The following is a 16,817-nucleotide window of genomic DNA, read 5'->3' as shown; positions in this document are numbered from 1 at the left end:
CGCGGCGGATGGCGCGGATGCGGCCGGACCGGTTTCGTCCGCAAGGCGGCTGCGCACCTGCGCCGTCGATGCCGGCACAGCACCGGCATCACGTCTCTCCGTCCCTTCGCCCCCGCTCTGCCGCATGCCTCAGGCGGCCTTGGCAGTGTCGGCGGGCGCGGCGGCCGGGGTCGCCGTCTCTGTGGTGCGCACGCCGGCAAAGGCGCGCATCACCACCTCCACCACGCCGGCCACGGAGCCGGCCTGGATCATCTGCATGACCGAGACCGGCCGGCCCACCGTCTGCTCCAGCGCTTCGGCGAGTTCCACGGCCATGAGGCTGTCAAGGCCGAGTTCGGAGAGCGGCTTTGCCGATTCCACCTGCGAGGCCGGCAGGCCGACGACGCGGGCGACGTTTTCGCCGACGATGCTCAGCAGGGCTGCACGCCGGTCGTCCTCGGCCATGGCGGTGAGCGCCTCGGCCATGGAGTTGCCGCCCTCGGCCATCATCTGCATGCCCTCGGGGATGAGCATGGAGAAGCGGCGCGTGCGCGCACCGGGCAGGCTCTGGCCGAGACGCAGCAGGTTGAACTGGGCGGCAGACACGGTCGTCGCGCCTGCGGCCATCAGGCGGCCGAGTTCGGCGAGAATGACGCGGGTCGGCGTCGCCTCCATGCCGGCGCGCTGCTCCAGCATCTCCTCCACCTGCTGGTTGCGGGTGAGGAAGCCGGCATCCTTGATGGCGCCCCAGCCGGTGGCGAGCGCCGGCAGGCCCTCGGCGCGGCGCAGCTCCGCCAGCGCATTCAGGAAGGCGTTCGCCGCCACATAGGTGCCCTGGCCGGGATTGCCGACCATGACGGAGGAGGAGGAGTAGAGCACGAAGGCTGTCAGCGGATCCTCCTTCGTCAGCTCATGCAGATGCCAGGCGCCGAGCATCTTGGCGGACATGACCCTGTGCATCAGGTCACGGTCCACCTTGATCAGCGGCGCATCCTCGATGAGGGCGGCCGAATGCACGATGCCGGTCAGCGGCGCCATGCTGGCCCGGATGTCGGCCAGCACGCGCGCCAGCCCGGCGCGATCGGCGACATCGACCGCGAAGGCGCGGACCGTGGCGCCGGATGCGCGGATGCGGGCAAGGCCGGCCTGGGCCTCTTCCGTCTGGTCACCGCGCCGGCTGAGGAGGGCGAGCGAACGGGCACCGTTCGCCACCAGCCATTCGGCCGTGGAAAGCCCGAAACCGCCAAGGCCGCCGGTCACCAGCCAGGTGCCGTCACCGGTCGCGACCGCCGTGCCTGCCGCGACGATCGGCAGGCTTTCATGCGGTTCGGCATCCAGCCCGATCACGAGCTTGCCCACATGCCGGGCCTGCTGCATGGCGCGGAAGGCTTCCTCGGCGCGCGAGATGGGCGTGACGAGATGGGGCAGCGGGCGCAGCGCGCCCGTTTCGAGGGCCGCGACGACCTCGCCGAAGACGCGGGCGGCGAGCTTCGGGCGCTCCACCAGCAGCGTATCGGCATCAATGCCGAAATAGCTGAGGTTCTGGCGGAAGGGGCGCAGGCCGATGCGGCTGTTGGCGTAAAGGTCGCGCTTGCCGATCTCCAGGAAGCGGCCGAAGGGCTTGAGCACCTGCAGCCCCTTGGTGATGGCTTCGCCGGCCAGCGAGTTCAGCACCACGTCCACGCCCTTGCCGCCCGTCAGACGCATCACGTCGTCGGCAAATTTCAGCGAGCGGGAGGAGAAGACGTGATCGGCGCCCATGGCGGCGACGAGCTTCTGCTTGTCGGCCGCACCTGCCGTGGCGATCACGGTTGCGCCCTTCAGCTTGGCGATCTGGAGTGCGGCAAGGCCGACACCGCCGGCAGCGCCATGGATCAGCACGGTTTCGCCCGGCTCAAGCCGTGCCAGATGGTCGAGCGCGTACCAGGCGGTCACGAAGGCCGTCGGGATTGTGGCGGCCTCGGCGAAGGAGAGCGAGGCGGGGATCAGCGCCGCACTGCCGGCATCGGTCGTCACATGGGTGGCAAAGCACGAGGAGGCAAAGGCGATGACCCGGTCGCCCGGCTTCAGATGCGTGACGCCATCCCCGACCGCGACCACCTCGCCGGCACATTCCATGCCGATCGTCGGGCCGGAGAAGCCCTTTTCGACAGCCTCTTCCGGCAGCATGCCCATGGCCCAGAGTACGTCGCGGAAATTGAGGCCCGCGGCGCGGACGCGGATTTCCACTTCGCCTTTCTCGGGCGCCCGGCGGGTGATCTCGCGCAGATGCAGCGAGTCCAGGCCGCCTGACGGCAGGAAATCGAGGCGGAAGGGCCGGGCGACGGGCTTTTCCGCGAAGCTCGCGATGCGGGTCTGCTCGGCAATGGAGGAGGCGCGCACGCGATGAACATAGCGGCGGCCATCGACCAGCAGCGTTTCGGTCTCCTCGTCGCGGGACAGCAGCGCTTCGGCGAGAACCGTTGCAGCCACGGTATCATCCGGCGTTGCATGCACGTCGATGAGCCGCACGCCGACGGCGACCTGCTCATTGGCGATGACGCGCGCCGTGCCGGCGATCGTCGCCTGGAACGGATCAAGCGGGGCGGCCCCGCCGGGCGTGGCAAAGGCGCCGCGCGTGACGATGGTCAGCGTCGGGGCGGGTGCGTCTGCGGTATCCTCCAGCGGGCGGAGCTCGATGGCGCGCGACAGCGCGATGGCCGAAAGGCAGCGCATGTCCTGGCGGTCGAGGATGGTGGAGAGGCCATCGGCCGTCTCCGCAAAGCCGGCGAGATGAATGAATTCGGCTGCACCCGTCTCAGCCTTCACCAGCGCGGCGAAGGCATCGTCGGAGAGGTCGGCGGGGTCGAGGGCGTGGACGCTGACCGTCTGGCCCGCCGCTTCGAGATCGGCCGTGAGAGCCGCGACGAAGGGGCTGCCGGCCTCGGATGGCCCGGTGACCAGCACGCGGCTGGCCGGGGCGACGGCTGTGACGGGAGCGAGTTGCGCCGGCGCATCGACAGGCTTTCGGGCGATGAGCAGGGCAAAGGGTGTCTCCGCGCCACCGGCCAGTTTTGTATCGCTGACCTCGGGCGCGACCTCGAAGCCGGCAGCAGCCATCTCTGCCGCGACGACATCGACCGGCCGGTGGGGGCCGGCAGGGTCGAGCAGGCGGGCAACGCGGCCGGGGCGGGCGATGAGACGCAGAACGATGCCGCCGGCCGTCAGGGCGGCAAAGAGCGAGGATGCCGGCACGTCGGCGGCAGACAGCGCAATGTCGAAGCCGGTTTCGGTCAAAGCTTCCGGAGCAACGGCTTCGGTCCGCAGGATGTGATGGGCCCCGAAGCGGTTGCCGGCGCGTGTGGTGGCCTGTTCGGAGTGATCCACAAACAGATAGTCGCTCTTCGTCGGTGGCAGCACCGGCAGGACAGAGGCGGAGAGGCCGCCCGTCGCGCCTGAAAGTTCCACCACGCGGATGCCGCGACCGGCCGGCCAGCCGGCGACAAGGCTGCGCAGCGTTTCGGCTGCCATGCGGTTGTAGACGAGGCGGAAGGGCGCGGTATCCTCCATCGCCTCGGGCATGGCGATGGCCGGGAAGGTCTCGATCTCGCCCGTGAGCCAGCCGGCCAACGCGCCGCCGGCGCGGCCGAGCGCCACGATTTCGGCGCTGTAGCCGGGATAGGCGAGCATGAGATCGCGGCGCAGCGCTTCGGGATCGCCTTCGCCTCCGTCGCTCTCGCCCCTGTCGCCGGTCCACGCATAGAGCGGTGCTTCCGCCGTCGCGCTCTTCAGGAGATGCCCGTCGGCGGCGACCATCTCGACGAAGGCCTCGAGAGCCTCGATCCTGTCGGCGGGAATGCCAGCCTCGCGGGCAAGCGCTGCAAGCGTGAAGGGCTTGTCGCAGGTCGGCAGGCTGCGCAGGGCTTTTGCGGCATAGGCGCCGGCCAGCCGGTCGAGACCCGCGGCCGGGCCGTCATAATGGGCCGCGCGGGCCGTCGCGTCCATGACGGCGGCGAGAGCCGGGGCAGCGCCTGCGGCGATCTCGGCCGGAGCCGGGAGCACGAGCGGGGAGGCGTGACGCACGACCCAGGCCGGGTCTGGGCGCCAGTCCTCGGCCGTGATGGGCAGGGTGCCGGGGCGGAATTCCACCTTCTGGAAGCGTCCCTCCGTCATGGTCATCAGCACGCGGCCATCCGTGTCGGTGACGACCATGTCGGCGACACCGGTGCGGCTGTTCTCGTGGGTCACGGTCACCTGGCAGAAGACATGGGCCGGCAGCGGCGCGAGGCTGCGGATGCGGCCGACCTGCACAGGAATCGTCGCGCAGTCGCGCGGATCGGTCTGGGCGATCATCGAGATCAGCAGTTGCAGGCAGTTGTCGAAGACGGCTGGGTGGGAACGGTAGCCCTCGAGCTTGCCGTCGAGGTCGGGCAGGCGGATCTCGCCGAGCCCGGTCCGGTTGCCGCTTTCGGGGTCCGACATCTTCAGCGACACGACGCCCTGGAAGGCAGGGCCATAGGCCATGCCGCGCCTGACGCAGCCGGCATAATGGCCGGTGGCGTCGATCTCGAAAGGCAGGGCGGCCGCGAGCGCGGCGAGATCAAGCCGCTCGCTTGCCTCCTCCGGTCTGTCGGGGCGGCTGATGCGGCCGCGCGCATGGTCGGTCCAGGCGGTGGCGGCCGTATCGGGACGCGAGCGGATGGCGATGGTGCCGTCGGCGCTGTCCAGGGAAAGCTGCACGATCGGCTCTACGCCTTCGCCGAGCACCATCGGCTTGAGGATTTCGAAATTCTCGAAATCGATCGGGCCTTCGCCCTGAGAGAGGGCGGCGGCGAAGGTCAGCTCCATATAGCCGGCCGCAGGGAAGATCGCCGAACCCTGCACGACGTGGTCGAGCAGATAGCCCGTGTGCACGGCCTGCAGCGTGTTGGTCCACAACCCTTCCGCCGACGGGGTGCGGTGGCCGAGCAGCACGTGATCGCGCTCGGTGGCGGTGTGCGCGTCCGGCAGGTCCCAGCCGCCGCGCCAGTGCACGATGCGGTTCCAGGGGTATGCGGGCAGGCGCATCGGGCGGGCCGGGCGGGTGTAGAGCCGTTCCGGGGTCCCGCCGCCGGCTGCATGGATGGCGCAGACGGCGTTGGTGAGGGTTTCGATCTCGGGTGCCGGCGTCGTGTCGCTCGGGCGGCGCAGCGTCTGGAGGGCGACGATGCCGGTGCGGTCGGTGGTCTTGGCGGTCTGCAGAACGTAGTCGCGCAGCACCGGATGCGGGCCAAGCTCCACGAAGACATCGATCTCATGCGCGGTGATCGCCTGGCGCACGGCCGGCTCGAAGGCGACGGGGGCGCGGATGTTGCGCCACCAGTAGTCGGCATCGAGCGTTTCTCCGGGCAGCACATCGCCCGTCACCGTCGAGACGAAGGGGATGGCGCTTTCCTGCGGCGCGAGATCGGCAAGGGCGGCGCGCAGCGGTGCCTCGATGTCGTCCATGGCCGAGGTGTGGAAGGCGTAGTTCAGCGGCAGCATGCGGGCAAAACGGCCCTCGTCGGTCAGCTGGTCGCAGAGATCCTGCAGCGCCTCGGGATCGCCGGCAAGCGTGACGGCCTTCGGCGCATTGATGGCGGCAAGCTCGATCCAGCCGGAGGTGCCGGCAATCGCCGCGCGGGCCTCGTCCGGGCTCATGGCGACGGCGGCCATGCGGCCACGGCCGGCGGTCTTCGCCTGCATCTGGCTGCGGTGATAGATGACCTTGACGGCCTCAGCGCGCGACAGCGCGCCGGACACGTGGGCCGCCGCGGCCTCGCCGACACTGTGGCCGAAGGCAAGCTGCGGCACGATGCCGGCCGCCTTCAGGGCAGCGGCGAGCGCGACCTGCTGGGCAAACAGCAGCGGCTGGGCGATCTCGGTCCTGGCGATCTTCACCTCATCCTGCGGCCGGCCCATCATCTCGATCAGCGACCAGCCGGCGAGCGGGGCGAAAAGCGCGTCGATGGCCTCCATTTCGGCGCGGAACACGGCGTTGCCGGCCAGCAGTTCGCGGCCCATGCCCCACCATTGCGGGCCATTGCCGGAAAAGACGAAGCCGAGCCGGCCTGCGCCCGTGGCGCGCTGCACGGACAGGCCGGAGACGGCTTCACCGGCAAGATGGCGGCGCAGCTTGCCGGCCGCCTCGGCGGGCGTGCCGGCGTCGAGCACCAGACGATGTTGCTGGCGCGCGCGGCTGCGCGCGGCGGTGGCCCGCCAGCCGTGCCAGTCAGCCTGCGGCAGCTGATCCAGCGCCTCGGCATGGCGTTCGGCGAGAAGGGCGAGGCTCTCGGTGGATTGCGCCGACAGCATGAGCAGCCTTGTCCAGCCGTCGTCCGGCGCTTGCGCCGGCTGCGCTGCGGCTCCCGGCGCGCGGTATTCGGTCAGGATGCAGTGCGCATTCGTGCCGCCGAAGCCGAAGGAGTTGATGCCGAAGACCAGCGGCCTATCGCTGGCCGGGAAGGTCAGGGGCGTCGCGACGACGCTGAGACGGCCGCCCTCGAAGTCGATCTTCGGGTTCGGCGTGTTGAAATGCAGGTTGGCGGGGATCTGCCGGTTGCGGATCGACAGCAGCACCTTGGTCAGGCCCGCCATGCCGGCGCCGGATTCAAGATGGCCGATATTGGACTTGATGGAGCCGATATGGCAGACGGAGCCGTCCTGGCGCGGCGCGCCGAGCACGCGCGCGATGGCGCCGCACTCGATCGGGTCGCCCGCTGCCGTGCCGGTGCCATGGGCCTCCACGTAGAAGACCTCTTCGGCCGTCACGCCGCAGTCGGTATAGATCTGGCGCAGCAGCGCTTCCTGCGCCTCGCCGCTCGGCAGCGCCATGCCCATGGTCTTGCCATCGGAATTGACGCTGGTGCCCTTGATGACGGCGAGGATGTTGTCGCCGTCCCGCTCGGCATCGGCGAGCGGCTTCAGGATCACGATGCCGCCGCCCTCGGCGCGGACATAGCCCTTGCCGTCGGCGTCGAAGCTCTTGCATCGGCCGTCCGGCGACAGCATGGATGCCTGCGCGAAGCCGGCGAAGGGGCGCATGCCGGCGAGGATGTTGACGCCGCCGACCAGCGCCATGCCGCAGTCGCCCGAGGCAATCGAGCGGCAGGCCTGATGCAGCGCAACGAGGCTCGACGAGCAGGCCGTGTCGATCGACATGCTGGGACCGTGCAGGTCGAAGATGTAGGAGATGCGGTTGGAGGCGATCGACAGCGCGCTGCCAATATTGGTGTAGGCATCCACGTGGTTGCCGATCAGCGTCGCGTAGTCATTGCCGGAAATGCCGACGAAGACACCGGTGCGGCTGCCGGCGATGTCGGCCGGCACGATGCCGGAGGCTTCCAGCGCTTCCCAGGTCAGTTCCAGAAGCAGCCGGTGCTGCGGATCCACCTGTCGCGCCTCGCGCGGGGACATTCCGAAGAATTCCGCGTCGAACAGGTCGATCCGGTCGAGGAAGCCGCCTGCGCGGGTGTAGATGCGGGAGGGCGAATGGCTGTCCTTCACGTGGAAGCCGAGATCCCAGCGCGTGCCGTCCGCCTCGCCGACGCAATCGACGCCGCCGGTGAGGTTCTGCCAGAGCGTGTCGAGGTCCGGCGATTTCGGATAACGGCCACTGACGCCGATGATGGCGATGGGCATGGGGGCTGACGTGGCGGCGACTGCGGATGTAGACGGCGACTTCGCCTTGTTGCTGGCCATGCGACGGAACTCCCTCTCGACACGCATCCGGCGCGCAGACGCGCTCATGCCGGTTTGGGAGGGAACTTGCGCCGCCTTTCTCTCGAAATGGTTCACGCAGGCGTGAGACCGGGCCGATTCGGGGCCGGCACATAAGCTATTTGGAATTTATCGTGAACCGAATGTTACCCGCACTTTACTTGCGGATGACAGTCCTTCCGGCTGTCAGAGGCGAATGTCCACGGCCGTTTCCAGGCTTCGCCGTCCCTTGCGCAGCGTCATGCTGACGGCCTTCTGCTCGGCGGGATTCAGGCGGCGAAAGATCCGGTCCCGGCCATTTTCGGGATGGCCGGCGACGTAGAATTGCGTCGTCAGCATCTGCTCCCCATGGATGACGCGCACATGGATATGCGGTGTGCGGCCGGGATAGGCGACAGGCTCGATGGTGCGGAACGTGTAGAGGCCACGCTCATCGCTGATGTCGAAGCCGAAGCCTTGGAAACCGTGGTCGCGGCGCTTGAAGCTGAAATCGCCAGTATGGATGTAGCGACCGCGCGCGTCGCATTGCCAGATCTCTACGCGGGCGCCGGAGACGGGTCTTCCGTTCTGGTCGAGGACACGGCCGGTCAGCAGCAGGATGTTGCCTTCCGCCGTATGGTTGCGGCCCTGAATGCGCACGAGATCGTTGTCCACGTCCTTGAAGCGCATGGAGGGGATCGGGTAGTACGGCCCCTCGATGGCCTCCGGCGTTCGCACGGCTGCGAGCGCCGGCCGGTTGAGAAGCGCCACGGCAGGAACGAGGCCCACGGCGACGAGAAACCGACGGCGGGGCAGGGCAACGGGCTCGGCGTCCAACGCTCGGGCGGCATCGTCCTTCATGGTGCCACGCGGCATGGCTCGTGTCTCCGGGGTTGGCCGTTCTTTGGCCGGAACCCGAAGATGGCGGTCGCCTCAGCCTTTGACAAGGGGGGCTTTCGCATCGCTCTTCACAGAGCCGGTTGCCTGCGCGTCGATGCTTTCTCCGGAATCAGCTTCAACATGGAGGCGGCCCGGACCGGGGAGGCCGCGGCCGGCGGCCACATTCAGCGCGACATACTGCAGCGCGAGGTTGCGCCGGGCATTTGCCAGATCCGCCTCGGCCTGCTTGAGCTTGCGGTCGGCGTCCAGCGTTTCAAACAGGGAGGACAGCCCCTCGCGTTCCGTGGCCCGCGCCAGCGCAAGGGATTTCTGCGCCCGCGCCACCCGTGCGGTGCCGGAGGCAAGTGCTTCCTTCTGCCTGTTATAGGAGACGAGCGCATTCTCGACATCCTCAACCGCTTTCAGCACCGCCGCCCGCCAGGCAGCTTCCTTCTCCTCTGCCTTCGCCTGGGCAATCTTCACATTGGCGCGCAGTCGCCCGCCATCGAAGATCGGAAGGCGCAGCTGCGGCCCGAACGACCAGGTGGTGAGGCTGCCGTTCTTGGCATTGGTGTTGACATAGGTCGGTGTCACCGAGCCTGAGAGCGTAATGGACGGGAAGAGCTGCGACCACGCATAGCCGATATCCGCGACAGCGGCTTCGAAGTCCATTTCGGCGCGGCGAATGTCCGGCCGGTTGCGCAAGAGGTCCGCGGGCACGCCGGCGTCCGCCGCATAGGCAGGTGCCGGCTGGCCGGACGCCGCCTCCAATTGCGGCACGAGATCGGCGGCCGGCCGGCCCATCAGGGTGGCGATGCGGTGGGCGGACCGGCGGAAGCTTGCCTCGTAGAGCGGAATATCCCCGGCAGCCGCCTCGCTCGCCTCCTCGGCACGCGACAGGTCGAGCTCGGAGGCAAGGCCCTCGCGCATGCGGGCGCGCGTCAGGTCTTCGGTCCGCTTCGTGGAGGCGAGCCGCGCCTCCGAGAGCCGTTTCAGCGACTGGTAGTAGCGCGCGTCCACATAGGCGCTGGCAATGTCGGAAACGAGTGCGAGGCGCGCCACGGCCGCCCCGGCGATGGCTGCATCGCGGCTGGCTGTCGCCGACCCCACCTGCGAGCGGACTTCGCCGAAGAGATCCAGCAACCAGGCTGCGGAGAGGCTGCCGCCGGTGGTGTTCACCGTGCCATCGACGGTGCGCATCGAGCCATTCTGGCGTTGCGTCGTGTGCGAGGCCCCGAGTGTCAGCGAAGGCAGGCCGCCGGCGCCGGCAGCCGTAATACCGGCGTCGGACGCCCGGATTCGCGCCTCCGCCTGGGCAATGTCAAGATTGCCAAGCGCTGCCTCGGCGATCAGACGGTCCAGCAGCGGATCGCGGAACGCGCGCCACCAGTCGTCACCGGCCTGCGGCGTCCGTGCCGGGATCGCACCGGTCGTCTCGGAATAGGCCGGGGGCAGGGGAGCCGCCTGCCGCTCCGGCACGCGCGGCCCCAGCGAACAGCCGGAGAGCAGCGCAGCAGTCAGAAGGCAGAGAGCAGTCTTCATCATCACGGATTATCCGGGCTGGCGGTCGCCAGAAGCGCCTGTCGATCGTCTGTCCGGAAGTATTAGGGCCAAGAGAAAAACAATTCGTTAACCATAATTCTCCCGCCGCCACGGGAGCGGTCGGCCTTCAGGCGGAGCCGAGGCGCGGCCGGAAGGCAAGCGCGCCTGCATGGTCGTCTCCGCAGTCGAGAAGCCGCAGCGTCCAGCCGCTGCCGAGATCGTCGGGCCCCTCGCCGACGAAGACGGGCGTGAAGACGCCTCCCGTTTCATGGCGGATCTCGATCCGGCGCGGATCGTCAAGGAAACCGCGGCCGAGCGCCTTCACCAGCGCTTCCTTGAGCGTCCACTGCCGGAAAAAGGCTGCGACGCTGCCACTGCCGGCGGCAAGAATGTGTGCCCGTTCATGGGGCGTGAACACCTGCCGTCCGATGGCTGCGATGTCGATGCCGGAACGGTGCAGCTCGACATCGATGCCAACAGACAGGCCGCGCCCGACGACGGCAGCGACGCAATCGCCGGAATGGGAGAGGTTGATGTCGATCTCGGGAACATCCGGCGTAAAGGGCCGGCCGTTCCCGTCACGTGCAAGGGTGAAGTCTGCGGCGGCCCGACTGGTCGCCGAGGCGATCGTCTCGCGCAGCAGCAACCGTCCGAGAAGAAAGCGGTCGCGATCGTCGCGGCGGATATACCGGGCGGCCTCCGCCTGTTCGGCGTCCGGCAGGCCTGAGGCTCGGTCGTCGAGACGGGAGCGCTCCCGCGAGAGATGACGGATTGCAACGATCAGGTCGCTCGACCCGGATGTCCCGCTCACGCCTCGTCGTCCCGGGATGGCGTGTCGCCTGATGTCGTCTGCCAGGCGCGCAGGCGCATCTTTCGGAACCGGTCGATCTGTTCCGTCGCCGGTCGTTCGGCGGTCGCGGCCATCAGCAGGCTTGCGGCGTCCGGCTCCACGAAGCGGGCGCAGACATGCTTGTGGCTGGCATAGACGGCCGATAGGGCGACGCCGATCCGGGCGTGAAGCCCGGGGTCGCGCCGCTCGAAGGCTTCGATCGCCGGTCGCATCATCTTCATGCGTCCGACCAGCTGGCGGTGATCGCGCGACAGCACGCCGGAAAAGCCGGCCGGAAAATAGGGCGTGTCCATGCTGATGCGGATGCTGGCATTGTAGCGCGCCGCTGGAAAATCCCCTGTGAGTTCAAGCGCGGTGGCACTGGCGTGGAGCAGTTCGATCACAAGACCGGCGGTGAGCGAAACCGTGCCGGCGTCATCGTCGCGCTCTGCCTGCTCCAGAGCAGCAAGGGTAAAGATCAGACCCTGGCTGAGGGCGGCAAAGATCTGGTGGCCACGCACCCAGCGCGAAATCGACCCGTCCGCTTCGGATGTCGGTGCCGTGCCGGTGATGGCCAGTGCGGCGCCTGCCGGTGCTTCGATGCCAACTGCAAAGGCAATCGTGCCGCGGATCGCATCGGCCATCGCCACCAGCCGTGCCGGATCGAGAGTGGTCGGCGTGCTCTTCAGCTCGGTCTGGAGGACATGCAGTGTCCGGATCTGGCTGGCGAGGAAGGCAACCGGCGCTGACCCTGCGCTGCGGCGGATCCGGAAGAAGTGGTCATGGCTGTCGATGTCGCAGGCCTGGGCGGTATCAATCATGAAGGCGATGCGGGCCGCGTCCACGCCGGAGGCACGCGGCAAGAGATCTTTCAGGGCCGTGATCGTGTCGCGGAACCGGATGTCGGGAGACGAAAGTTCGGCAGCGCAGACGGCGCGAAGGCCGGCCGGCACACCGGCGGCAAAGCCCAGGCGATCGGGAAGATCCTCGGGCATCGGCATATCGGCATAGGCGACCGCCCGGCGCGCCCGATCGAGCGGCGAAGGATTGCGCGAACCGCGAAGCGGAGACCCACTCTGCGCGGAGCCGGATGGAACGGAGTCCTCCTCCTCGCAGAACGCCGTCTCCGGCGCGGTGTCGATCTTTGCTGTCACGCTCATGCCCCCGAATGCCGGGCATATATGACGGGATTTGCATTAAGGTTGTCTGAAGTTCGCACGTTGCGCCCATGCCAGCGGGCGGAAATGGTATCGCATGGAGGGTGGGCGGGCTTTCCTGTCAGAGCCGTCGATTTCCGCTTCAGTCCTGCGATCCGGCCATGAAGGTTCCGGGGTGCGGACCCAAAATCTGTTTATCGTTACCGAATTGCGAAATCGGCCAGAATGCCCGTCCTGAGGGGCTTAATAGCTGAAAATACAACGTTTCAGGACGTTCTTACGTGTGCGTTCCTGCATTTAAGAGACGTCTGTCAGAGGTTGTAAGCCTGCACAGGGTCGTCTGCATGCATTGCGATTTACGTAATTTCAATCCGGTGGTTCCTAGTGTCGCCGTGCACCCGGTGCAAGAAGAAGGGCCTATCCGAGATGTTGAAGCAGATCCTCCGGATCATTGACTGGTTCATTCCAAACGCACCCTTGCTGGAGCGCTCTGAACTGAGCGTGGCGCGCAACTTCGTCTTCACGCATCTCATCGGCCCGCTTCTGTCGCAGGGCATCAGCATCTATCTCTATCGCGCGGTCGCCCATCCCGGCATTCCGTTCTGGGTCATCTTCATCAGCGTCTGCAGCTTCTGGGCGCTGCCCTTCGTCTATCGTTCCACGAACAATCTTCGCGTGTCGGCCCTCTGCTCGGTCCAGCTTCTGACCTTCACGTCGCTGTTCGGCACCTTCTTCTACGGCGGTGTCAGCTCGCCCTTCCTGCCCTGGCTTCTGGTGGCGCTGCTTCTCGGCTTCTTCTACCTGTCCGACCGGCCGCTCTTCGTCGTCTGCCTCTTCGGTTCCAACTTCCTGTCGATGGTCGCGGCCTATACGGCCTTCGGCTTTCCGGAGACGGTGCCGATCGAGCAACTGGCATCGGTTGGCTGGATCTCGATCTTTTCCGCGACGGTCTACATGTCATGGATGGCCGTCTATTACGCGAACGTCCTGTCGATGCGCTCCGTTGTCGAGCGCGAGACGGAGCTGCACGGGCAGATGACCGAGAAGCTGCAGGAAGCCATGAAGCTGGCCGAGGCGGCGAACCACGCCAAGTCGATCTTTCTTGCCAAGATGAGCCATGAATTCCGCACGCCGCTCAACGCCGTGATCGGCTACAGCGAACTGCTGCTCGAGATGATCGAGCCCGAAGATCGCGGCAAGACGAACTGGCAGGATCTCAACCGCATCAATTCTGCCGGCAAACATCTCCTCTCGCTCGTCAATGACGTGCTGGATCTCTCGAAGATCGAAGCCGACAACATCGAGATCGTCGAGGGGCCTTTCGATGTGGACGGCTTCTGCGACCAGGTCGTCGCAACCGCCGAGCCGCTGGTGAAGGCGAACGGCAACAACTTCGTCGTCCAGCGTCCGGTGCGTCTCGGAACCATCGTCGGCGACGAGACGAAGCTGCGCCAGGTCATCTTCAACCTCCTCAGCAATGCAGCCAAGTTCACGCGCGGCGGCACGGTTTCCTTCGTCGCGCGCCATCGCAGCATCGGCATCAGCGACTGGATCGAGATGCAGGTCATCGACACCGGCATCGGCATCTCGAAGGATGACCTGCCGAAGCTGTTCCAGAATTTCCAGCAGGCCTCCGCGATGACGTCCGCGAAATATGGCGGCACCGGTCTTGGCCTGGCCATCAGTCAGAAGCTCTGCGCCCTCATGGGGGCCAACATCACAGTCGACAGCGAGCTGGGTCGCGGCACGTCCTTCACCGTTCGCATCCCCGTGAACACGGCCCGCGTGACACCCTTGTCTTCCGCCGACACCGAAACGGCCACCAAGATGGCACCGGCAATCATTGCGGCGGTGGCTTGAAACCGATGAGAAACGAAAGCACCATGTCTCAGGCCTTGCACACAGCCTCTCCCAATCATGATCCTGTGCAGACGCCCGACCAGAAGCCACGTCTTCTGATCGTCGATGATGTCGCCGACAACCGGACAATCCTCGTGCGCCGCTTCGAGCGGCGTGGCTTCGAGGTCCACGAGGCGGATGGCGGCGCGGCCGCCCTCCAGCTGATCGACACGCATGTCTTCGACATGGTGCTGCTCGACGTGATGATGCCGGAGATCGATGGTCTGGAAGTGCTCCGGCGCCTGCGCACCCGGTTCTCGCCTGTCGAGCTGCCGGTGATCATGTGCACCGCCAAGAGCCAGAGCGAGGATATTGTCGGCGCTCTCGAGCTGCAGGCCAACGACTACGTGACCAAGCCGGTCGATTTTGCGATCGCACTGGCCCGCGTCAACATCCAGCTGGACCGCAAGCGGGTCTCCGACGCCCTCAAGCTGGCCAACGAGAAGCTGGAGGAACGGGTGGAGGAGCGCACGATGGCGCTCGTCCAGATCAACCGCCAGCTGGAAGGCGAGATCATGCAGCGCCAGCGCTCGGAAGCCGAGACGCGCTACATGGCCTTGCATGATGGTCTGACCGGCCTTGCCAACCGTATCCTGTTTCGCGATCGCCTGGGCGAGGTCCTGGACCGGTCCCGATCCGACAATATGGGCATCGCCATCCTGTTCATCGACCTCGATGGCTTCAAGAGCGTCAACGACACGCTCGGCCACAGCATCGGCGACATGCTGCTGAAGAGCGTTGCGGCCGACTTCCAGAACCTGATGCGCGAACATGACCTGATCGCCCGCCTCGGCGGCGACGAGTTCGCCATCCTGCACCATTGCGACGAAACGCTTTCAAGCGTGATCCAGCTGGCCGAACAGATCATTCGCGCGGCCGGCCGGCAGCGTACGATCGAGGGCCATTCGGTGACCGTTGGCGCCAGCGTCGGCATCGTCACGAGCTTCGAACGTGTCGACGATGCAGAACAGCTGCTAAAGAATGCCGACCTCGCCATGTATCGCGCCAAGGCGGATGGACGCGGCACCTACCGCATCTTCAATCCCGAAATGGATGCCAAGGCGCAGGCCCGCCGCGTTCTCGAACTCGACATGCGCAAGGCACTTGCCAACGGCGAGTATGAGGTCTTCTACCAGCCGCTGATCTCGCTGGAACACAAGCGGGTGGCCGGCTTCGAAGCCCTGCTGCGCTGGAACCATCCCGAACGTGGCCCTGTTTCGCCTGCCGACTTCATTCCGCTTGCGGAAGAGACCGGCATGATCGTGCAGCTCGGGGACTGGGTCATGCGCGAGGCCTGCCGACAGGCGGTGCAATGGCCGGATCATGTCCGCATCGCGGTCAACGTCTCCACCGTGCAGTTCATTCGCGGCAACGTGGTCGCTACCGTCATGGGCGCGCTGGCCCAGTCCGGTCTTCCCGCACACCGGCTGGAAGTGGAAATCACCGAGTCCGTGCTTCTCGAAAAGACAGACCAGAACATCGCCATCCTTGAGCAGCTGCGCACGCTCGGCGTTCGCATCGCCATGGACGATTTCGGAACGGGCTATTCGAGCCTTGGCTATCTCCGGCGGTTCCGCTTCGACAAGATCAAGATCGACCAGTCCTTCATTCGCGATATCGCCAAGGATGTCGAAAGCAGTGCGATCGTCAATGCAATCGCCAAGCTCGGTGTCAGCTTCGGTATTGCGACGACGGCCGAGGGTGTCGAGACGCAGGAGCAGCTGCTGCGCCTGGTGGACGAAGGATGCCACGAGGTCCAGGGCTGGCTCTTCAGCAAGGCGATTTCGGCCGGAGAGGTTCTCGATATCCTTGCCCTGCCCGAAGACAACATTATGGACGAGTATCACCGCCGTCTTGCCGGCGGCTCATAAGCGGACGGAGAGCGTCATCCGATGCAAAAAGGCGGAGCCTTCGATGTGAAGGCTCCGCCTTTTGCTTGAGGTATTGCGGGGCACGACGGTCGTCGTGACCGCAAGGGATGTCAGAAGCGGAAGGTCAGGCCCGCGCCGATGACAGCCGGATCGAGACGCACATCGGCCGAAACCGGTGCGCCGCCGAGGGATCCGGTCGCCTTGGTGCGCAGGTAGCTCTTCTTGAAATCGACGTAGATGCCCCACTTCTCGGTGACCATGTAGTCGAAACCGACCTGGATCGCCGCGCCGAGTGCCGGCTTCACCTTCACGTCGGACATCGCGCCATCCTTGTTGTCAAAGACGAACATGAAGAGCGGACCTGCGCCGACATAGGGCTGGAACTTGCCGAAATCGGTAAACCGGTACTGGGCCGTCAGCGTTGCCGGGCCGTAGGTCATGCCGCCGAGGCGACCAAGGCCGGCCAGCACGCCGCCGCCGTAAATGTCGATTGTCGGGGGATAGCCGCCCGTGAAGGACGCGCTCAGATTGGGCGTGAAGTTATAGCCGAACTCGATCGTGCCGGTCGTGTGGTTCTTCAGCCGGATCGTGCCGCCATCGATCGGAGCGCCGCCCGCTGTGATCTTGGCCCCTTCGCTCGGCATGATCGTGCCCGACCCGAACCGCACGAAGAAATTGGAATCGTCTGCATGGGCAGGAACGGCTTCCAGGGCCGGCATGGCCACGACCGAAAGGAGGCAAGCAAACTTTGCCAGGCTCTTCATCTCATGCTCCCCGCACTCGGCACGCGCCTGGATGCGGGCGGCCGCGTTTGATGATTTCGTTCGAAGTTAAACTACTTCTTGGTTAATGAAGCGTTAAAGCTGTCGGCTACGAATGTGGGGCACGACTTTTCCACAAGAATATGTGTATAAACGAAAGAGCCGCCGGCATCACTGCCGGCGGTCCGTAGTCAGGGTTGTGTCT

The 16,817-nt window shown here is 66.3% G+C and carries 8 protein-coding genes; 2 read left to right on the top strand and 6 right to left on the bottom strand.

The genetic code is table 11. The features are described 5' to 3' along the window. Positions 1-129: 129 nt before the first annotated feature. The 5 genes from ACED18_RS17665 to ACED18_RS17645 form a co-directional block, all read right to left on the bottom strand. Positions 130-7,677 carry a type I polyketide synthase gene (locus ACED18_RS17665; protein WP_377294695.1) on the bottom strand — a complete coding sequence of 2,516 codons (7,548 nt, stop codon included), beginning with the start codon at positions 7,675-7,677 and terminating at the stop codon, positions 130-132. Positions 7,678-7,881: 204 nt separating this feature from the next. Then, entirely contained in the window at positions 7,882-8,550 is a 669-nt protein-coding gene (locus ACED18_RS17660; RefSeq protein ID WP_377294693.1) for a protocatechuate 3,4-dioxygenase, read from the bottom strand. Between the two features lie 57 nt (positions 8,551-8,607). After that, positions 8,608-10,098 (bottom strand): efflux transporter outer membrane subunit, encoded by a 1,491-nt coding sequence (locus ACED18_RS17655; RefSeq protein WP_377294691.1) that lies wholly within the window; start codon positions 10,096-10,098, stop codon positions 8,608-8,610. 124 nt (positions 10,099-10,222) lie between these two features. After that, positions 10,223-10,906: a 4'-phosphopantetheinyl transferase family protein gene (locus ACED18_RS17650; protein ID WP_377294689.1), complete on the bottom strand. Its 684-nt coding sequence runs from the start codon at positions 10,904-10,906 to the stop codon at positions 10,223-10,225. Then, the gene (locus tag ACED18_RS17645) at positions 10,903-12,084 is read right to left on the bottom strand and encodes a hypothetical protein (RefSeq protein ID WP_377294687.1); all 1,182 of its coding nucleotides are present in this window, start codon (positions 12,082-12,084) and stop codon (positions 10,903-10,905) included. Before ACED18_RS17645 ends, ACED18_RS17650 begins: the two co-directional genes overlap by 4 nt. A gap of 423 nt (positions 12,085-12,507) precedes the next feature. On the opposite strand from ACED18_RS17645, the gene ACED18_RS17640 reads away from it, so the two are divergent. Both ACED18_RS17640 and ACED18_RS17635 read left to right on the top strand, forming a co-directional pair. Then, positions 12,508-13,941, top strand: a complete 1,434-nt coding sequence (locus ACED18_RS17640) for a sensor histidine kinase (RefSeq protein WP_377294685.1) — start codon at positions 12,508-12,510, stop codon at positions 13,939-13,941. Between the two features lie 23 nt (positions 13,942-13,964). Further along, the gene (locus tag ACED18_RS17635; protein ID WP_377294683.1) at positions 13,965-15,851 is read left to right on the top strand and encodes a putative bifunctional diguanylate cyclase/phosphodiesterase; all 1,887 of its coding nucleotides are present in this window, start codon (positions 13,965-13,967) and stop codon (positions 15,849-15,851) included. Between the two features lie 110 nt (positions 15,852-15,961). On the opposite strand, the gene ACED18_RS17630 is transcribed toward ACED18_RS17635, so the two are convergent. After that, positions 15,962-16,615, bottom strand: coding sequence for an OmpW family protein (locus ACED18_RS17630; RefSeq protein WP_377294681.1), 654 nt, complete (start codon positions 16,613-16,615; stop codon positions 15,962-15,964). Positions 16,616-16,817 lie beyond the last annotated feature (202 nt).

This window comes from Rhizobium sp. SG2393 (assembly GCF_042610495.1).
GTDB lineage: Bacteria > Pseudomonadota > Alphaproteobacteria > Rhizobiales > Rhizobiaceae > RU20A.
This window is presented reverse-complemented; position numbering and strand designations above follow the sequence as displayed.